The sequence below is a fragment of the uncultured Campylobacter sp. genome (assembly GCF_937959485.1).
Taxonomy (GTDB): Bacteria; Campylobacterota; Campylobacteria; order Campylobacterales; family Campylobacteraceae; genus Campylobacter_B.
Window position 1 is genome coordinate 260,840 of the sequence record NZ_CALGPY010000005.1, and the last position, 18,400, is coordinate 279,239.

An 18,400-nucleotide genomic window follows, 5' to 3' on the forward strand; every position below is an offset into this window, starting at 1 on the left:
GAGATCAGATGAAAAGGCGAGACTTTTTAAAGGTGGGGATTTTAGGCGCAAGCGCGGCAAGCGCTAGCAGGATCGAGGGAGTTACGCAGACGATTTTTGATAACAAAAAGGTATTCGGCGCAAATAGATTCGGCCCCTTTTGGCTAAATTTAAACTCGTCGCAGATCGTTTCGGTAAGCGATTTTGAGGGCGATAAATTTCCAAACACGATGAATTACAGCTTGCCCGATAATATCCAAAACGAAAATCGCGTGCTCTATCCGATGGTGCGCAAAAGCTATCTAAAGGCTAAAGGCGCGGCAAAGAGCGAACTACGCGGCAAAGAGGAGTTCGTGCGCGTTAGCTGGGACGTCGCGCTTGATCTAGCGGCGAAGGCTTTGAAAGAAAATTTCGACAAATACGGCGCCGAGGCGATCTACGGCGAGTGCTACTGGTGGGGCGGTAGCGGTAAGATCGGCTGGGGACGCACCGTAGCGCACCGAATGCTTAAAATTTTAGGCGGCTACGTAGAGGAAAGCGGCGATTATTCGACCGGCGCGGGGCTCGTCATCATGCCTCACGTGTTGGGCTCAAGCGCCGTTTACGACGCGCCTACTACGTGGAAAGCGATCGTCAAAAACGCTAAAAACGTCGTATTTTGGGCGACCGATCCTGCGGTAACCAATCAAATTTCATCCATTCCGCCTACGCACGACGGCTACATCGGCATGCAAGAGCTTAAAAAATCGGGCATCAAAACTTATAGCGTAAACGTGATGAGAAACGACACCGCGCGCTACTTTGGCAGCGAAGATATCATCGTGCGCCCAAACACCGACACTGCGCTCATCATCGGTATGTGCCATTATCTGTTTACGAATAACCTCTACGACGAGGAATTTATCAAAAAATACACCGTCGGATTTAATAAATTTAAAGCGTATTTTCTAGGCGAGAGCGATAAAATCGTAAAGGACGCAGCTTGGGCGAGCAAAATTTGCGGGCTTAGCGAGGAGGCTATTGCGAAATTTGCTACGGCGCTTGCAAAGGAGCCGAGCACGATTTTAATCGGTCGCGGTTTGCAGCGCGCCGATCACGGCGAGCAGCCTTTCTGGGCGCTCGTGGCGCTTAATGCGATGCTAGGGCATATCGGCAAGGAGGGGCTCGGCTTTGAATTTAGCCTAGGCTACGACTCTGCGGGCGCTACGAATAAGGTAGCTCCGATTTTAAAGGGGCTTAGCACTCGTATAGATGAAAAATACGAAAACACGGGCTCTGCGCCTTGGAAAAGTGCGAAAAACATTACCATCCCGTCCTCTCGCAGCATCGAGGCGCTGGAGCATCCGGGCAAGCAGATCGATTACGACGGCACTAAAATCAAGCTGCCGCATATGAGAGTCGCATATATGGCGTGCGGATCGATGTTTACGCGCCACCAAGATGTGAATAATATTGTGAGGCAGTGGCGTAAGCTCGACACCGTTATCACCGCTGAGCCTTACTGGACGAGCACGGCGAAGCTTAGTGATATCGTGCTTCCCGTCGCCGTCGAGGTCGAGAGAAACGACATCAACCAAACCGGCGCTACGGGCGAATATATAGTCGCTTACAGGCCCGCAATCGAGCCGATGGGCGAGAGCAAGAGCGACTTTTGGATCTGCGAGCAGATCTGCAAGCGCTGGGGATACGGCGAGGTCTTTAGCGAGGGCAAGGATGAGCTAGGATGGATGAAGGAATTCTACGCCGATGCCGTAGAGCAAGCTAAAGATCTAAATATAACGATGCCTAGCTTTGAGGAATTTTACGACAAGGGCTTCGTGCGCTTTGAAAAGGACGACGAGAGCAGCGCGCTATACACGCGCCTCGCGGCATTCCGCGAAAATCCCGCCAAAAATCGTCTCGGTACGCCATCCGGCAAGATCGAGCTTTACTCGCCCGTAATCGCTAAGATGGGCTATGCCGACTGCCCGCCGATGCCTACTTGGATTGAACCTAAAGAGTGGCTAGGGGATGCGAAAAAGACGGCGAAATACCCGATTCATATCGTAAGCCCGCACTCTCGCTACCGCCTGCACAGCCAGCTAAACAACTCGATCATCAGAAATTTCGCCGAGGTTAGCGGCAGAGAGCCGGTGCTTATCAATCCAAAAGACGCCGAAGCTCGCGGGCTTGCGAACGGCGACATCGTGCGCGTTTTCAACGATCGCGGAGAAATTTTAGCGGGCGTGCTCGTTACCGACATCGTGCCCGAGCGCGTCGCAGCTATCTGCGAAGGTGCGTGGTACGATCCCGAGGTTTGGGGCGAAAAGAGCCTCTGCCAGCACGGCTGTGTAAATGTGCTTACGTTTGATAAAGGCACGTCAAGTCTCGCGCAAAGCAACTCGGCTCACACCGTGCTTGCCCAAATCGAGAAATTTAAGGGAGAGATTAAACCTATAACAGCGTTTTCAAAACCTAAAATCTTACAATCTTTGTAGAATTTAACGCGTCGTCTCGCGAGTGCTTTTGAGAGAGATTTGAAATTTTAAGTCTGCGGCAGACTACTTGTCTAGCCTTGACTTAAAATTTCTGCACAACTCTCAAAATCATCTCGCGATACTTCCGCTTGTCTTTTTGTGCTCAAATTTGCAGTTTGTTGAATTTGAACGTAAATTTGCTTTCTTTAGCAATCTTTCAAAATTTGAATGTAAATTTTGCGCGGATTAAAAAACTCTGCTCGCTTGATGCGATCGCGCCGCTTGCAGACTTAAACAACGAATTTTACCGCGAACTGGCGGACGACTATGCGCAGGCGGATGAAGCGCGCGAGGAGCCGGGATATAAATATTTCAGCGTTTTCATCTAGGATTTAGGCGCAGACCCGGTAAAAACGCTCGTGTTTTTAAAGAAATTTTTTGAAGATGGGAGCTTTGCGGCGACCAAAGAGAGGGCACAAAAACTGCCGCTTTGCGTATTTAGCGGCATAGAGGAGTTGGCGCTGCCGCTGCAAGACAAACTCGTCTCGCTCGGGGTAAAATTTTACGCGCAGGAGATCTCTTTTAGCGGATTTATCGCGCGGAGTGGCTAAGCGAGCAAATTTTAAAATTTCAACTCTCGCTGCTGCTAAATTTAAAATTTAGCAGCAGGCGATCCTATATTTCATGCTCGTTCGCTTGTTATTGCTGTGCGCTAACAGCTTTGCGTACGCTGGAGCGCAAATTAAAGCGTAAAATCAAAATGTAAAATTGAAGTAGAATTTTAAGTGCCCTACTTCGTTTTTTACTTGCAGTAGGGCGAATTTGCTTAAAGTAGTGAACTAAAGCGAGGCGAAAATTATCCAAACCTTGGATCTATTATCTTGCTCAGTTAGAGCAGCTGTTGCGAGCGACGAGCTCTGCAAAATCTAGCGCTGCGTCGTAGTCGGGTTCAGAGGCTATGTCGCTTACGAGCTCTTTATAAACCACGACGCCTGCGGTATCTATGACGAAGATCGCTCTGGCGCTAAGACCCGCTAATGCGCCGCTGGCGATGAGGGTGCCGTAGCGGCGGCAAAATTCCTTATCGCGGAAATCGCTTGCAACGCGTAGATTTTTGATCCCCTCAGTCGTGCAAAACCTCCCCATCGCAAACGGTAAATCCATTGAAACGACGATTACTTCTGTGTTAGGAAGCGATGTGGCGCGCTCGTTGAACTTACGTGCCTCCGTCGCGCAGACGGGCGTATCTAGCGACGGCACAGCGACTATGATTTGTACGTGCTTGCCGCTAGCGATCTCGATTTCGCTTAGATCTTGAGCTACTAAGCGCACTTGTGGCGCGCGATCGCCTAGATTTATCTCTTGCCCGCTTAACTCTACGGGCTTTCCTTGAAATGTTACTTTTGACATTTTTGTCCTTTGTTTTGAATTTGTAGCGGCGAATATACAAAAATTCCTTAAATTTCAGGTAAAATTGCTTTAAAAATCAAGGAGAGCAGATGGGCGAAGATATTTGGGGCAGCAGCAGTAATCCTGCATCGCTAGCCAGTATAAGACGTAAAAGCGGCGAAGAAAAAAAGCCCCTGGATGAGAAACCACAGGAGCAATCTGAGAATTTAGATTTAGCGCAAGAAGAACTTGCGGCGGATGATACTATAGAGCAAAATTTCGCGGCTCAGAATTCTATAGAGCAAAATTCCACTTCCATAAGGCAAAATTTTACGCCACAGAATTCTGCGGAGCAAAATTTAGCTTTTGCAGCTCAAGGCTTGGATGAAGAAAATTCTATTTTGCGAGATTCTGCCGCTACAGGCTCTAGCGAGCAAGATTCTAACGCTAAAAGTTTGAATTCTACCGAAAATGCTGCGAACTCGCAGAATTTTGCAGAGCAGAATTCCACTTGGCAAAATTCAGCTTCCTCAAATTCCGATAGAATTAGCTCTACACAAAGCTCAGCAAGGCAGATCTCAGCGGCTAAGGCTTACGATCTAAATAAGGCCTACGTATTTTATATGTTTCTCGGACCTTTCGGCGCGCATAGATTTTATCTTGGGCGTATAATTTCCGCGATTTTTCAGCTTTTAGGCGGCTTACCATTTCTCATCTGGCTCTTTTTAATAGTAGTTACCGTCATGTGGACGAGTATAGAAAGTAACGAGCTGTTGGCGCTTATAAGCTCATCTCGTCCGGATTTAGGCGTGCAAGCATCAGACCTAAAAGATATAGAACAGGGCTTTTTTCATTTTATGGTTATTTTCTCGGTGCCTAATGTTTTGTTTTTAATTTGGCTTGTTAGCGACTTTTTTAGGTTGCCTGATATGGTGCGAAAGCTAAATGTATCCGTAGGCGCGGGAGCAATCCTGTATGTTTATACGGATGACGCTAAAGAGCAGAGCGAAAATATATCTACTGCCAAAACTACCCTTTACATAGCGTTTGGGCTTGAGGCGTTAAATGCGGTAGGCAGATATATCAAGAATGTAGATAAAGTGGGTGCGTTGGAGGGCGTCGGACTTATATCTATGATATGCCTAGCTGTGGGGCTATATTTTTTAGCGCGCGCTATACGCAGCACCGATCTGCTATCAAACGCCGTGTTAGTCGGGGTTTCCTCGGCTATAAGCGCAGTAAGTACTATATTTGTAGGATTTGAATTGTTTAAACCATCGGTTTTTATGATAAGCATTTATTGCGTATGCACAGCGGTATATCTGATCTATCAGCTGCTAGTTAGTAAAGAGCTTTACGATTGCAGCGGAGAGAAAAACTATCTAAGAGCGTTTTATGTTATTGCAGCTACGGAGATAGTAACTCTAGTCTTGATAGCGCTTGACTCACAGCTTTTCGCCTTAGTATTTGCCATAGGGTGGTTAGCTTCGGTAATTCTAAATGTTTCGGCGGTTTATGGCACTAGGGAGGTTACCGCTTCAAAAGGCGGCTACGGCCTAGTGCATCTGGCGTATCACGTAAGGCAGATGAACGGGCGGGAGTTTTAGGTATTTAAATTTAAGGGGCGATTAGTATAATCCTATATTATTTTAAAAAAGGAGTTTTAAATGACTTTTATGGAGTCTGTGCAAACTTGCGTAAAGCAAAAATACGCCGCATTTAGCGGACGAGCATCAAGGTCGGAGTACTGGTGGTTTTTTCTATTTACCGTGCTTGGTGGGATTGTTTTGAGCTTGATAGATGGCATTTTAGGCACTACGATAGGGTACAATCAAATAATAGCCGGCAAAATCGTCCATCAAGAAATCGGCATTATAGATGCGCTTTTTCAGCTAGCTATGCTCGTGCCAGCCATTGCCGTATCGGTCAGGCGACTACATGACACCGATAGAAGCGGCTGGTTTTTTCTGCTTATTTTAACGCCGATTGTGGGCGCTTTTTTCGGCGATATCGGGCTTTTGGTATCATTTGTGGGTTGGATAGTGCTGCTTGTATTTTTCGTGCAGCGCGGCGATAGCGGGTCCAATCGCTTCGGATACGATCCGCTATGATACAGCTCTAAAGATTTGCGGAATTTTAGAATTATAAAATTCCGTGCAGATAAAATTCTTTGTATTATCACTTAAAATTCTACGCATAAGCACTTTGCAGCGCTAAATTTTTCTTCAAATAAGCTTTTCAAATCCTCTTTAATTGATTGCCGTTATCTATAACTTAGAATTTTTATATTATAATGGCTCTTAAAATTTTATTTTAGAAAGGATGAAAATGAAAGAGAGAATCGAGGCGCTGTTCGCGCAAAATCCTAAAATTTCGATCGCGCAGATCTGCAAGGAGCTGGGCGCGAAGGAGATCGACGTGTTGCTAAACCTGCCCGAGCGCTTCGGCAAGAGCGCCGGCGGCGATAAATTCTGCGAGGTCATTAGGGAGCTTGAGAGCTGGGGCGAGGTGCTTTTCGTAAAAAATACGCCGAGCTTCATCATCGAGTTTAAAACCAAGATCCCAAGCGGCAAGAGCGCGCGCGGATATTATAATTTCGGCATGGGCGCAAACGGCGATGAGGCACATGGGCTGGGCATTTTAGCAGGTCATCTAAAGACGGATGAGATCGATAAGATCATCCTCGTGACGCAGACTTTCATGGGGATGCTCTCGAAATTCGTGGGCTTTTACGACAAAGCGGGCGAGAATATCTTTAAAATTTACGTCTCGCGCGACGAGAAAGGACAGCTGCTAGCCGAGCAAGACGCGAAATTTGAGGCGTTAAAAGCCGCGATTTAGCGCTCGCGCAAGGCCCGTCTTGCGTAAAATTTGTCCTTGCGCGGGCATTTAAGCTTGATATCGCCCTTTATACGCGAGATCAAATCCGTAAAATTTTACCGCGAAATAACACTCGCGCGCCTCTATGCGCTCGCACAAGATTAATTTTGCCCTGCTCGCGCATCGCCTGCTTGAGCTTTGAAATTCTACGGGGCGCCAACCAAGGCGCTTTAAGCTAGCCAATAAGCTTTCGGGCAAAATTTTAAATTATAGTTGATGATGAAATTCCAAACTCGCCTCATCGCTATTTGCACTTTAAGGTGTTTGGAATTTCACGAGCCCGGCTCACGCCTACTTTATCTGAAGCGGAATTTTGCCGCTTCAGATAGATATTCTTTTAAATTTTATTTCAACAATTTACTACTAAATTTTCAAAAATTTTATTTATATTGTCTTTGTATTGCGTATCGTCAAATTCCAAATTATTATTAGCAATTTTCCGCCCGGTAATATCTCCAAGCTCCATAAGATACCGCTTGAGCTTCTCTAAAAATTTATCTACGTTTGCCTTTTTATCGGAGCTCCACTCGTCTGAGCTAAAATGAATATACGCAATAATTTTTTTGCTTTTAAGATAATATTTCGGCTGGTAAATTCCCGATTTCGGAAAATATCTCGATACTTCTACGCTCAAACAAAGGCAAATATCGATCTTTTGTAGAGACTCCATTTCAAAGTTGCTAAAAACCCTTTTAATCTCTTGCCTTACCGCTCTTATAATATCCGGCATATAGATCGGCACATCATCCGCCCCGCCGATAACGGCATTTATGTTAAATTTCACACGGCACCTCGTCCTTAAATTATAAAGTGATATTATTCAAAATTTTGGCTCATTATATCATCTTCATAATATTTATCGAGTATCGGGGTTTCGAGGGTTTTAAAATCGGCATATTTTTCCTCAAAACAGAGCCGAATAAAGATAAATTTTATAAAATCTACCATTTTAATTTCATATTTCAAAAACGTTTCGCCGTTACGCAAGGAGCGACAAATTTTAAAATTGAAATTTTATACGTTAAGCTTAAAGTGTATAAAACTCCGATATTTAGGCAATGCAGACATGAATTTTTATCTTTTACTGCTATAATTCTCTCATAAATTTAAATTTTAAGATTAAAAAGTATTCTTAAGAATTTTATAAGACGGAGGAGATCTTGAATAGATTGATTTTGAAGATTTACGCGTGGCAAAATACCGCTACGCCATGGTTTTGGCTCTTTGTGATAAGCGCAGGCTATCTTGCGGTATCGTATTTTTTCTTTCAGCGCTACCTTTTTATGTCGCCTACGCAGACGAGCGCCCTCGTGCGTCTGGGCTTTGCCGTAGCGGGCGTGGGCGCGCTCATCGGCCTACTGATGCCGTTTAGCTTCATAGCAAGGCTCGTTGCCTACGTGCTTGGCTTTGCGGGCGCGATATACGGGTTTATGCAAAGCTCCGCGCCGCACCCCGCCGCAGATACGGCAAATTGCCTCGCGGCACCCGCCTTTCCCTTTGCGGCGCCGCTTGATGGCTTGCTGCCGGAGCTATTTCGCCCCGCAAGCTGCACGGGCACTCCGTCCTTTCCCGCAGGCGCCGCGCTTAGCGATGTGCAGAGCTTTTTCGGCGGATTTTACGGCGAGGGATTTTATTTGGTGCCGAGCATAAAATTTGCAGATGCGGCGCAGTGCGCGCAGGTAGCGTTTGCGGCATTCGCGGCTGTTTTGGCCGTGATGTTTGCGAGCTTTTTATACGGCAGATTTACGAGAAGTTTTTAAAATTTTAAGAAAGGATAAGCATGAAGTTTTTAAATTCTATTGCGGCTGCGGCGGCTATTGCGGCTGCGATCACAAGCTACGCTGGCGCCGAGGTTAAGGCGGGCGAGACGCTTTACGGCACGGTGCTAAAGCAGGTAAGCGTAAGCGGCGATTTGTCGCACAAGGACGGCAGGCTGCTGCCCACAAACGCCATAGAGGTACTGGAGGTCAAGGACGGAGCGGTGAAATTTTCGATCACGGGCTATCAAAATCCAAAGGCGCCCAACGTTATTTATTTCACGCCTAAAGCGCGCATAATCGCGGTGGCGTTTTCGAAGCAGGCCAAATTTCAAAGCGAGAGTTTGGGCGAAGAGGACGGCTTTAATAAGGTTAAAATAACCGCCTACACCGACGAGAGCGCGCTAAGCGGCGACGTGGATAAAATTTTCGCGGGCGCTAAGGAAAAATTCGAAACCTCGTGTAGCGTCTGCCATGCCTTGCATCAGTCCGCAAGCTACGAGGCAAACAAATGGCCCGGCTACATAAAATCGATGCTTTCGCGTACGCCTATTAGCGAGGACGAGAGCTGGGCGGTGGTGCAGTATCTGCAAAAGCACTCTAAAGATGTCAATTTAAAGGAGACGAAATGAAAAGACGAAATTTTTTAAAGCTCGGTGCGGCGGCCTCGGCGCTTCCGCTCATCCCAAGCTCGATGCTTGCGGCGGATAAACTCACCGCGCTTAAGAAAAACGGCGAAATTTTAACCGCGGCGCGGTGGGGAATTTTAAAAGCGAGCGTCAAAAACGGCAAGATCGTAAAATCCGCGCCGTGGAAGATCACCTCTAAAATTCCAAATACTCTTCAAAATACGATGGCGGATCTCGTTTATAACACGCGTATTAAAGCGCCGATGGTGCGAAAATCTTACCTCGCCGATCCCGATAATCCTAAGCCCGAGCTTCGCGGGCTTGACGAATGGGTCGAGGTAAAATATGAAGACGCGATCAAGCTCGTCGCGCGCGAGCTAAAAAAGACGCGCGAGCAAAAGGGCGCGAGCTCGGTGTTTGCGGGCAGCTACGGCTGGCAGAGCACGGGCAACGTGCATGTCTCAAGGACGCTACTTCATAGATTTATGAATTTAACCGGCGGCTTTACGGGCGTCACGGGCGATTACTCTACGGGCGCGGCGCAGGTAATAATGCCGCACGTAACGGGTTCAAACCAGGTCTATGAGCAGCAAACCTCGTGGCCGGTGGTGCTTGAAAACTCCAAAGTAGTGGTCTTTTGGGGGCTCAATCCGATCTCTACGCTTCGCGTGGCGTGGACGAGCTCGGACGAGCAGGGATTTAAGTATTTCGAACAGCTAAAAGACAGCGACAAAGAGATCATCATCATCGATCCGATCAAAACCGTAAGCGGCAAGTATTTCGAGGGCAAGGCAAAATGGATCGCTCCTCGCCCGAACACCGACGTGGCGATGATGCTGGGCATGGCGCAGCACCTCTACTCGCAGGGCAAGTACGATAAGGAATTTTTACAAAACTACACCGTGGGCTTTGAAAAATTCGTCCCATACCTCACGGGGCAGAGCGACGGCGTGGCTAAGACGCCGGAGTGGGCTAGTGAAATTTGCGGCATTAGCGCGGACGTGATCAAAGAGCTCGCGATAAAATTTTACGAAAACCGCACGATGATAATGGCTGGCTGGGGTATCCAGCGCGCTCATCACGGCGAGCAGGCGCACTGGATGATCGTAACTTTGTGCGCGATGCTGGGGCAGATCGGACTTGCCGGAGGCGGCTTTGGCTTTAGCTACCACTACGCTAACGGCGGCGCGCCTACCTGCGCGGGCGGCGTGATCGGCGGAATGAACGCGGCAAGCGTCGGCGTCGTTAAGGACGGCAAATTCCTAGGGCTTGCGCAGGATCAGAAGCAAGGCGGCGAAGCAGCCCAAGCATGGCTGGTAAATACGGCGAAGGTTGCTTTCCCTCTAGCTCGTATCGCGGACGTGCTACTAAATCCGGGAAAGACGATCGACGCGAATGGCGCAAAGATCACCTATCCGAAGATCGATTTTATCTACTGGGTCGGCGGAAATCCGATCGTGCACCATCAAGACACCAACGCCAACATAAAAGCTTGGCGCAAGCCGCGCACCATCGTAGTGAATGAAATTTACTGGACGCCGACTGCGAAGATAGCGGACATCGTGTTCCCGACCACTACGCAGTACGAGCGCAACGACATTACGATGAGCGGGGACTACTCCAATATGCACATCATTCCTATGAAGCAGGTCGTCGCCAAGCAGCACGGCGCGAAGGACGATTATCAAATTTTTACTGACCTTTGCAAGGCTTACGCAGACGGGCTTGCCGAGGCTTATACGGACGGCGGCAAAACGGAGATGGACTGGATCAAAGAATTTTACGAAGGGGCGGCGAGCGCCGTGAACGCAAACACCGCTTTAGGCATTCAGATGCCGAGCTTTGAGCAGTGGTGGGAGAAAAACGAGCCGACGGAATTTTATGAGACGCCTGAAAATGCCGCCTACGTGACGTTTGAGGATTTTAGAAACGATCCCGTTTTGGAGGCTTTGGGAACGCCTAGCGGGCTGATCGAAATTTACTCCGATACGATTGCTGCGATGAACTACAAAGACTGCGGCGCGCATCCGATGTGGTTCGAGCCCGTCGAGTGGCTGGGCATGAAGGATAAGCCTGCGAAATTTCACCTGCTTAGCCTGCATCCGCTTGATCGCTTGCATTCGCAGCAGAGCAATACCTCAAATCGCAAGAGATACGCCGTCGCGGATCGCGAGCCTGTGCTGATCAATACCGAAGACGCTAAGGAGCTCGGCATCAAGCAGGGCGATCTGGTGCGCGTATTTAACGCTCGCGGCGAAATTTTGGCGGGAGCCAACGTAAGCGGCGACATAATGCGCGGCGTGGTGCAGATCTTTGAAGGCGCGTGGTACGATCCTAACGCCGAGGGTCTTTGCAAAAACGGAAATCCAAACGTGCTTACGATCGACCTGCCTACGAGCGAGCTTGCCAACGGTAATATCTCCCACACGGCGCTGGTAGATATCGAGCTTTATAAACACAAGGCGGGCGAGGATATCAAACTAACCGCATTTATGCCGCCTAAAGGGGCGAAGTAAAGATTGGGGGGCGGTTTAGGTTTTAAGACTGGCTCATTGCTGGCTTGGATTAGATACGCCGATCCTCTACAGGCTTTAGCCAAACTCGCCGTGGTTTTGCTACGGCGAGGTATATCAATTTCGACTTGCCGCAGCTTTATATAGTCCGGCTGTGTATTGGGACCAATTTAGCTTGCCGTAGTTTCGCGACTGCAACGATAGGTCGCGGGGCTGATTTAAATTTTATAGCCTTGCGCTTGCAGTGATGACTGAGTTGATTTTAACTTATCGTAACTTTGAGCTGTGGCAGGCTGGAGATAACAGCAAGTAATATTTGCCTCGCCGCCCTACTCTCTATTTGCTCGTGAAATTCTCGCTAAATTTAAGAACTTGCCGTTTGGACTAAAATTTCAATCCAAACTAAAAAATCGCCTAAGCTTCCATTTAAAATTTTTCTTCGGAATTTGCGTATCGCTAAAATTGTCGCTGTAAATTTCATTTTTATCGGTGAAATAACCGCTGTTTTGAGCCTGCGGTATAAAGTCGGTCCGATCTTCTATTTTTACGTTTAGCGCCTTGAAATATTGCAGCAGCTCATGATATTCTTTTGCAGATACGGCATTTATTAAAAAGCAATTTCTGTTGTTAAATTTGATGACGAAATTTCTTTTTAGCAGCCAAAGGCAAAATTTCGAAATTTGCTGTCTTAAATCCAGACTGAATTTCAAAATTTTAAGCCATAAAATAAGATAAAATTTTAAAATTCCACGCCTTTTTTTTGGTGTGAAAGTTTTTATTTTGGGACAAATACTACCGCTTTGATATTGATGCTTTTGTGCGTATTTTACTTATCTCCATAGTGAGTTTTACACTGAGCTATTTCTATGGCGCCATTAGATATTCTAAATACGAGCCGATTTTTTCCATCTATTCTAACACTATAAAGCCCCGATAAATTGCCCTTTAGCGCTTCGGGTTTGCCTATACAATCGTAGCCGTTACGCTCTATATCTAGGATTAACTTATTTATGCGCTTTAGGATATTTTTATCATTTTCCTGCCAATACAGATAATCCTTCCAAGCTTCTTGCGACCAGATTTTTTTCATTGATCCGCTTCTAACAAATCGTGCTCAATCCCGCTATTTTCCTTTAATTCGTCAAAAGAGCGCTTAAGATGAGATAAATTTTCGTGGCTGTAAAAGGGATCTGCTGTCAGCTCGAAAGGAATTTTGCGTTCTTGCAATACTTTTTTAGCAAATATTGTAAAAGCAGTAGTTAAATTTAGCCCCATTTCAGAGCATACTTCCTCCAACCCTTTTTTAAGCTCGGCATCCATTCTAAAATTTACGTTTATAGATCGCGTCATATTGTCTCCTTTTTGATTGCATTATACATTATTTATATGGATAATGCAATGATTTATAAATGTGCTTTGCTAAAATTCCATTACGAGAAAACACTATTAATTCTAAATCTAACAAAATTTTAATTCAAAACGAAATATGCATACTAAGCGCGATTATGCATAAAAGTAGCGCCAGTGGGACATAGACAAAGCGCCCGATATCATACCAGAGCTTGCCGCGAGCCCTATCTGCGCCCAGATTGATCTCATCTAAAATTTCATTCCGCTTAATCACCCAAAACCACGATATTGCGCCGATTACTGCTCCGATCGGAATGATATAAATCGATACGAAATCCATCCACGGACCCCATGAGCTTATCGCTTCCATACCAAGGCCTGCACCAAGGCAGATCGCGCACAATAGCGCAAGCGTGAAGGCGCGGCTTAGCCTTGGAAACTTATGCATTAGCGATTCGGCGACTACTTCGAACATATTTTGAAGCGATGAAATTCCACCAAAAATCACGGCGGTAAATAAAATCACCGCAAAAATTCTACCGCCTGCCATATCTTGTAAAATTTTAGGCAGAGTTACGAAAAGTAGCTTAGGCCCCGCCGCAGGATCCATTCCGTAAGCGAATACTGCAGGGATCATCACTAGCGCAGCTACCATCGCGGCTAGCGTGTCAAATAGCGCGGTATTTTTCGCCGCAGATACGACGTCTTCGTCCTTGGATAGATACGCGCCATAGACGATCATGCCTGAGCCCGTAATCGATAGCGAGAAAAACGCCTGTCCCATCGCAGAAATCCAAACCATCGGATCTGCTAGCTTAGTAAAATCGGCGCCGAAAAGAAACGCATATCCGCCCGCAGCGCCTTGCAGTGTCGCAACCCTAACCGCCAAAATCGCAAATAGCACGAAAAATAGCGGCATCATAATTTTATTCGTTTTTTCGATGCTTTTGGCGCCGAAAAACAGCGTCAGCAACGTGCCTGCAACAATTATGCAGTGATAAGGTACCACGGAGTAGGGCGTCAGGGCAAAAGAGTTGAACCACGTATCGGTATTTTCACTCATTAGCGAGCCGTCTATGGCTTGGACTAGCGCTTTTAGAACGTAGGCGATGATGACGGCATAGCCCACTGCGATACACATCGAACCGGCAAGTGGCAACCAACCGATAACCTTACCGATAGCGCCAAGTCTGCGGCTTTTCCACGCGTATTCGTATGAGCCTAGCGTGCCTGTTTTGGCACGGCGACCGATCGCGTATCGGCGCTTAGGCCTACGTATGAAAACAGCGCTATAAAAAAACTTAGATTAGCAAAAATGCGCCATCGCCGTTCGTGCCGAGTTTATAAGGGAAGCCCCAGACATTTGCCATACCTACGGCGGAGCCCACGCAAGCGATGATAAAAGCCCAGCGCGATGAGAATTTGTGTTTTGTCATAAAGCCATCCGTGCGAAAAATTTTAGTTATGGTAGCAAAAAGGAATTTAAGATTTATTTATGCGGAATTTTAAGGCGTGCCGATTTGATTACTTAGGAATTTTTAGAATTTAAAATCGCGAAGTTTTAAAGTAAGATTGGTGAAATTTTATGATCAAAATTGATAGAGTTAATTCTGCGATACTACGCAGCAAAATTTTATCTTTAATAATTTTAGAATTTTACGCTTAGACTTTGGCTTTAAAATCCGCTTAGCCCAGGCTTGTAGCAGGGCTTGATATTTAAGTTAGCCGAGAAATTTAGATCAATTGAAATTTTAAAATTCCGCGAAATTTTAAAATTTTAAAATTTACGATCTCGCAAAATTTAAAAATAGACTCATCGAGAAATTCTATCTAGCATTGTTCTGGCAGAATTTTCGCGGTAGAATTTCGCCTTTCGTTTGTAATATGAAGAGGACTTATAAATAGCACTTTTATGGCGCTCTACAAGGCTAGTGGCATTCCTGTGCCCGCTATTAGGGCATCTATGTGGGAGCGGTGAATAAATTTTTACCCTACATGGGAATTGAGAGCGTCGCAAGCGGCAGCATGTTTGAAATTTCCGGCGCGCAGCATCGCAGGGCGGAATGTTATTAGCCTACACTTTGACTTAGTTATTTTTCTCCGCTTCTTCGTTTTCTTGCGGTTGCGCGACTACTTTTTTGATCGCTTTTACGAGCGATACCCTCGTGCCATCCATTCGCAGCACTTCGTAATCGCAGTTTTCATCGCTTATTTTATCGCCGATTTCAGGTAGGCTGCCGAAGAGATTAAAGACGTAGCCACCGATCGTTAGCTGCTCGGTCTCTTCGTCGAAGTCAATTCCCATCACTTCCTCGACGCCTTCGATCTCGAAGCGGCCTCTAAACTCAAAGGTGTTCTCGTCGATACGTTTGAAATTTTGTGCATTCGCGTCGTGCTCGTCGTTGATGTCGCCAAAAATTTCTTCTATGATGTCTTCCATCGTCAAAAATCCCGCAGTACCGCCGTATTCGTCGATGACGAGCGCGGCGAAAATGCGCTGCTTATTCATCATCGGTAAAATTTTAGAGATCGGGCTGTTTTCAGGCACGATGATGAGTTTGCGCACGATTTTATCGAAGCTTTTATCTCCCTTTTGCTGGATGATGTCGCGGATATGGATGAGGCCTAGGACGTTGTCTTTGCTGCCGTCGATATATGGAAAGCGCGTAAATTTCGACTGCAGTACGGTTGCGTAGTTTTCATCGTAGCTTTTTTGCTTATTTAGGCATATGAGATCGCGCCTCGGCGTCATTATCTCTTTGGCGACCGTGTCGCTAAAATCGACGGCATTTTTGATGATCTCGGTCTCTAGGCTATCGAGCACACCGCCCTTTAGACTCTCGCTCGCGATGATTTTGATCTCTTCGTCCGAAAGCGCAAGCTCGCTCTCTTTAGCGGGCTTTACGCCGATGATTTTAAGCGAGACGGCAGCGATGAAGTCAAATGCCTTTATGATCGGAAAAAACATAATCCAAAAAATATGAAGCGGCCTGGAGATAAAAAGCACGATCTTCTCGGTTTTAGCAATAGCGATGGATTTTGGCACTAGCTCGCCAAGCACTACGTGAAATAGCGTAACGAGCGTAAAAGATATGACGAAGGCGATCGTATGTGCCGCCGCTCCGCCGCCTATGCCGATGGATCTTAGCGGCAGCTCGATCAGTCTTGATACCGCGGGCTCACCGATCCAGCCAAGGGCGAGCGAGCTTATCGTAATGCCTAGCTGAGTGGCGCTGAGGTAGGTGTCTAGGGAGTTTGAAATTTTAAAAGCGAGCTTTGCGTTTGGAATTTTATCCTTGATAAGCTCTTCGAGGCGAGACTTTCTGACTTTGACGATTGAGAATTCCGAAAGAACAAAAAAAGCATTCATAAAGATGAATACAAAAGCTAAAACTAACATTAAAACCGAACTGTCCGTGTCCAAATTTCTTATCCTTTGAAATTTAAAAATAAATATTTATGATTATATCTAAAAACGCTTTAAAATCCAAAAGGTGTGGAAAATGCCTCGCGCCCGTGCGCAGAATTCTGCGGTAATTTAAAATTTCGCGCTGCGGCAGGTCTTTGTCTCAGCGAGATTTTATCGCAATAGAGCTACAGCGCTGCGGCGGATAATCCTAGCGCCGCGCGCAAGCCCATTAAGAAATTTAAATGCGACGATAAAACCTGCTAATTAAAAAACCTTAGCGCGCAAGCTCTTGCGAAATTTTAAATCGCAAGACTATCTATTTCTTGTGGCAGCCTCGTAAAGCGGCAAGACTTTCGGCATCACCTCTTTTAGATCGGCGATGCGATCGTCGTTTGAAGGGTGCGTGGACATAAATTTAAGCGGATGGCTCTCATTTAGCTTATTCATCTTCTCCCAGACGTTTATCGCCGCTCGCGGGTCGTATCCTGCGCGCGCCATCAGCTCGACACCCATCAGATCGGCCTCCGTCTCATGTGTGCGCGAAAACGGCAGCGTGAATGTGTACTGCGCCGCCATGTTCAAAGCCGCCGAGCCCAGATCTCCAAGCCCCGCTGCAGAGCTTGCTACGGCGATACCGACATCTTTCATCTGTTCAGTCGAGGCTCGCTCGCGGCTGTGTTCGCGCAGTGCGTGCGACATCTCGTGCCCCAAAATAGCAGCTAACTCGGCATCGGTAAGCTTTAGTTTTTCTATGATGCCAGTATATACGACGATGCGACCGCCAGGCATACACCAAGCATTGATCGTAGGGTCGTTGATGACGTTTACCTGCCAGTTCCATTTCAGTGCGTCTTTGCGAAATGCGCCGACTTGAGCGATTAGGCGCTTCGAGATGCCTCTAACGCGATCAGTTAGCTTTTTATCAGTATTTAGGACGTGCTTGGCGTTTGCTTGGGCGGTAATCTGCCTGTAGGCAAGCGCGGCACTTTGATCCATTTCGGCTTCACTTACGGTGATGAATTGCGAGCGGTCGATGCCTACGGCGCCGCCTTGCGTGGTACTCGCACAGCCGGTAAAAATCATCATCGCAGCAAAGGATATTAAAAGAGCTAATTTTTTCATCTTTTCTCCTTGGAATTTTGCGGCGATTTTAGCGAAATTTGATTAAATTTTTAGAATTTTATTTTGGATTGCCGGATTTTGCAGACGGGATCTATTTGGAATTTGTCGTGAAATTTAAGGACGGCCGTCGCCTTTAAAATAGAATTGGGCTTTGTAATTTAGCGATAAAATTTAGCGGTGATTTCGCAGAATTTTATCGTGGCGTAAACGAGGCATTGCTACGTGAAAGTAGTGGATTTATCCAAATCCAAGTGCGACGTTGTATAAATAAGGTACCTCTGCGCCCAAATAGAGCGGGGGCGCGGTTTTAAATTTACGCAACGATAAATCCGGTAGAATTTTATTTACACCAGGCGCTCGACCCGGGCGCAGCAAGATCGGTTTAAAATTTGTGCGATCAAATCGTGCGATAAAATGGGCTCGGATGTCGCTATGATTTGAGATTAGTCGCGTTAGTATTTTGTGGCGCATAAATTCTAATTATTAACTTGGCAAAAGGCACTACACCACTGCATCTTGTGTTGCAATAAAATTTCGTTGTGGGAATTGAAATGATCGCAGAAATGCCAAACGCCACAGACGCCTTTTTGTAGAATTTATCTCGTGGGATTTCATTTGCGCGCGTCGGGATAAAATTTCAAACTGCAAACCGTGCTATATCACTTTGGGGCGGAATTTTAAATTTTATGCGTTTAGAATTTTAAAATTCGGCTACGCAAATTTGTACGATGAAATTTTAAGCTTAAAAATCTGCGCCGTTTTTGGAATTTTATATGTGCCGCGTCAGCTATAAAATTTTACACTTAGAATTTTATCGCTGCGGCAAGATTTGGTTGGACCGGGGTCTCGCATCGCCGTAGGGTTTTTGGCGGCACGGAATTTTGCAGCGCGCATCTAAATTTAGCTATGCAAAATT

17 protein-coding genes and 1 pseudogene are annotated in these 18,400 nt (G+C 46.5%); 9 read left to right on the plus strand and 9 right to left on the minus strand.

The window, feature by feature from the left end; translation table 11 throughout:
- The first annotated feature begins 8 nt into the window (after positions 1 to 8).
- From Q0380_RS03215 to Q0380_RS03225, 3 genes are all read left to right on the plus strand, one after another.
- Positions 9 to 2,456, plus strand: a complete 2,448-nt coding sequence (locus Q0380_RS03215; protein ID WP_298960096.1) for a molybdopterin-dependent oxidoreductase — start codon at positions 9 to 11, stop codon at positions 2,454 to 2,456.
- 158 nt (positions 2,457 to 2,614) lie between these two features.
- Positions 2,615 to 2,824: a hypothetical protein gene (locus tag Q0380_RS03220; protein WP_298960099.1), complete on the plus strand. Its 210-nt coding sequence runs from the start codon at positions 2,615 to 2,617 to the stop codon at positions 2,822 to 2,824.
- A gap of 30 nt (positions 2,825 to 2,854) precedes the next feature.
- Entirely contained in the window at positions 2,855 to 3,046 is a 192-nt protein-coding gene (locus Q0380_RS03225) for a hypothetical protein (RefSeq protein ID WP_298960102.1), read from the plus strand.
- A gap of 274 nt (positions 3,047 to 3,320) precedes the next feature.
- Here Q0380_RS03225 and tpx read toward each other — a convergent pair whose 3' ends face one another.
- Positions 3,321 to 3,845, minus strand: coding sequence for a thiol peroxidase (tpx, locus tag Q0380_RS03230; RefSeq protein WP_298960105.1), 525 nt, complete (start codon positions 3,843 to 3,845; stop codon positions 3,321 to 3,323).
- 89 nt (positions 3,846 to 3,934) lie between these two features.
- Between tpx and Q0380_RS03235 the strand changes: the two genes are divergently transcribed.
- The 3 genes from Q0380_RS03235 to hutX all read left to right on the plus strand — a co-directional run bounded on the left by Q0380_RS03235 (position 3,935) and on the right by hutX (position 6,665).
- On the plus strand, positions 3,935 to 5,431 hold the full coding sequence (locus Q0380_RS03235; RefSeq protein ID WP_298960108.1) for an NINE protein: 1,497 nt from the start codon (positions 3,935 to 3,937) through the stop codon (positions 5,429 to 5,431).
- Between the two features lie 60 nt (positions 5,432 to 5,491).
- Positions 5,492 to 5,935, plus strand: coding sequence for a DUF805 domain-containing protein (locus tag Q0380_RS03240; protein ID WP_298960111.1), 444 nt, complete (start codon positions 5,492 to 5,494; stop codon positions 5,933 to 5,935).
- Positions 5,936 to 6,152: 217 nt separating this feature from the next.
- Positions 6,153 to 6,665 (plus strand): heme utilization cystosolic carrier protein HutX, encoded by a 513-nt coding sequence (gene hutX, locus Q0380_RS03245; RefSeq protein WP_295150559.1) that lies wholly within the window; start codon positions 6,153 to 6,155, stop codon positions 6,663 to 6,665.
- Positions 6,666 to 7,053: 388 nt separating this feature from the next.
- Here hutX and Q0380_RS03250 read toward each other — a convergent pair whose 3' ends face one another.
- Positions 7,054 to 7,488 carry an Imm12 family immunity protein gene (locus Q0380_RS03250; protein ID WP_298960114.1) on the minus strand — a complete coding sequence of 145 codons (435 nt, stop codon included), beginning with the start codon at positions 7,486 to 7,488 and terminating at the stop codon, positions 7,054 to 7,056.
- A 32-nt stretch (positions 7,489 to 7,520) separates the two neighbouring features.
- Positions 7,521 to 7,652 carry a hypothetical protein gene (locus Q0380_RS03255; RefSeq protein ID WP_298027588.1) on the minus strand — a complete coding sequence of 44 codons (132 nt, stop codon included), beginning with the start codon at positions 7,650 to 7,652 and terminating at the stop codon, positions 7,521 to 7,523.
- A gap of 212 nt (positions 7,653 to 7,864) precedes the next feature.
- Between Q0380_RS03255 and Q0380_RS03260 the strand changes: the two genes are divergently transcribed.
- Genes Q0380_RS03260 through Q0380_RS03270 form a run of 3 tightly spaced genes read left to right on the plus strand, consistent with a single transcriptional unit; the run spans position 7,865 to position 11,606 of the window.
- Positions 7,865 to 8,464 carry a disulfide bond formation protein B gene (locus Q0380_RS03260; RefSeq protein WP_298960117.1) on the plus strand — a complete coding sequence of 200 codons (600 nt, stop codon included), beginning with the start codon at positions 7,865 to 7,867 and terminating at the stop codon, positions 8,462 to 8,464.
- A 20-nt stretch (positions 8,465 to 8,484) separates the two neighbouring features.
- On the plus strand, positions 8,485 to 9,093 hold the full coding sequence (locus tag Q0380_RS03265) for a cytochrome C (RefSeq protein ID WP_298960120.1): 609 nt from the start codon (positions 8,485 to 8,487) through the stop codon (positions 9,091 to 9,093).
- Positions 9,090 to 11,606 carry a molybdopterin guanine dinucleotide-containing S/N-oxide reductase gene (locus Q0380_RS03270; RefSeq protein ID WP_298960123.1) on the plus strand — a complete coding sequence of 839 codons (2,517 nt, stop codon included), beginning with the start codon at positions 9,090 to 9,092 and terminating at the stop codon, positions 11,604 to 11,606. Before Q0380_RS03265 ends, Q0380_RS03270 begins: the two co-directional genes overlap by 4 nt.
- Before the next feature lie 389 nt (positions 11,607 to 11,995).
- Here the strand turns inward: Q0380_RS03270 and Q0380_RS03275 are convergent, their stop codons facing one another.
- From Q0380_RS03275 to Q0380_RS03300, 6 genes and pseudogenes are all read right to left on the minus strand, one after another.
- Complete coding sequence (locus Q0380_RS03275) at positions 11,996 to 12,313, minus strand: hypothetical protein (protein WP_298960125.1); 318 nt, start codon at positions 12,311 to 12,313, stop codon at positions 11,996 to 11,998.
- 116 nt (positions 12,314 to 12,429) lie between these two features.
- Complete coding sequence (locus Q0380_RS03280; protein WP_291938836.1) at positions 12,430 to 12,693, minus strand: Txe/YoeB family addiction module toxin; 264 nt, start codon at positions 12,691 to 12,693, stop codon at positions 12,430 to 12,432.
- On the minus strand, positions 12,690 to 12,953 hold the full coding sequence (locus tag Q0380_RS03285; protein WP_295152683.1) for a type II toxin-antitoxin system RelB/DinJ family antitoxin: 264 nt from the start codon (positions 12,951 to 12,953) through the stop codon (positions 12,690 to 12,692). The genes Q0380_RS03280 and Q0380_RS03285 overlap by 4 nt, the downstream gene beginning before the upstream one ends.
- A 124-nt stretch (positions 12,954 to 13,077) precedes the next feature.
- A pseudogene (locus Q0380_RS03290) lies at positions 13,078 to 14,389 on the minus strand (sodium-dependent transporter).
- A gap of 650 nt (positions 14,390 to 15,039) precedes the next feature.
- Positions 15,040 to 16,353 carry a hemolysin family protein gene (locus Q0380_RS03295; RefSeq protein ID WP_297943960.1) on the minus strand — a complete coding sequence of 438 codons (1,314 nt, stop codon included), beginning with the start codon at positions 16,351 to 16,353 and terminating at the stop codon, positions 15,040 to 15,042.
- Between the two features lie 321 nt (positions 16,354 to 16,674).
- Positions 16,675 to 17,484, minus strand: a complete 810-nt coding sequence (locus Q0380_RS03300) for a M48 family metallopeptidase (protein ID WP_177386661.1) — start codon at positions 17,482 to 17,484, stop codon at positions 16,675 to 16,677.
- Positions 17,485 to 18,400: the final 916 nt, after the last annotated feature.

What these genes read in the sequence shown, in the direction of transcription:
- Q0380_RS03255 (WP_298027588.1), bottom strand. Translation starts at nt 7,652, where the DNA reads ATGGTAGATTTTATAAAATTTATCTTTATTCGGCTCTGTTTTGAGGAA.
- Q0380_RS03280 (WP_291938836.1), bottom strand. Translation starts at nt 12,693, where the DNA reads ATGAAAAAAATCTGGTCGCAAGAAGCTTGGAAGGATTATCTGTATTGG.
- Q0380_RS03265 (WP_298960120.1), top strand. Translation starts at nt 8,485, where the DNA reads ATGAAGTTTTTAAATTCTATTGCGGCTGCGGCGGCTATTGCGGCTGCG.
- Q0380_RS03285 (WP_295152683.1), bottom strand. Translation starts at nt 12,953, where the DNA reads ATGACGCGATCTATAAACGTAAATTTTAGAATGGATGCCGAGCTTAAA.
- Q0380_RS03270 (WP_298960123.1), top strand. Translation starts at nt 9,090, where the DNA reads ATGAAAAGACGAAATTTTTTAAAGCTCGGTGCGGCGGCCTCGGCGCTT.
- Q0380_RS03235 (WP_298960108.1), top strand. Translation starts at nt 3,935, where the DNA reads ATGGGCGAAGATATTTGGGGCAGCAGCAGTAATCCTGCATCGCTAGCC.
- Q0380_RS03240 (WP_298960111.1), top strand. Translation starts at nt 5,492, where the DNA reads ATGACTTTTATGGAGTCTGTGCAAACTTGCGTAAAGCAAAAATACGCC.
- tpx (WP_298960105.1), bottom strand. Translation starts at nt 3,845, where the DNA reads ATGTCAAAAGTAACATTTCAAGGAAAGCCCGTAGAGTTAAGCGGGCAA.
- hutX (WP_295150559.1), top strand. Translation starts at nt 6,153, where the DNA reads ATGAAAGAGAGAATCGAGGCGCTGTTCGCGCAAAATCCTAAAATTTCG.
- Q0380_RS03295 (WP_297943960.1), bottom strand. Translation starts at nt 16,353, where the DNA reads ATGTTAGTTTTAGCTTTTGTATTCATCTTTATGAATGCTTTTTTTGTT.
- Q0380_RS03215 (WP_298960096.1), top strand. Translation starts at nt 9, where the DNA reads ATGAAAAGGCGAGACTTTTTAAAGGTGGGGATTTTAGGCGCAAGCGCG.
- Q0380_RS03300 (WP_177386661.1), bottom strand. Translation starts at nt 17,484, where the DNA reads ATGAAAAAATTAGCTCTTTTAATATCCTTTGCTGCGATGATGATTTTT.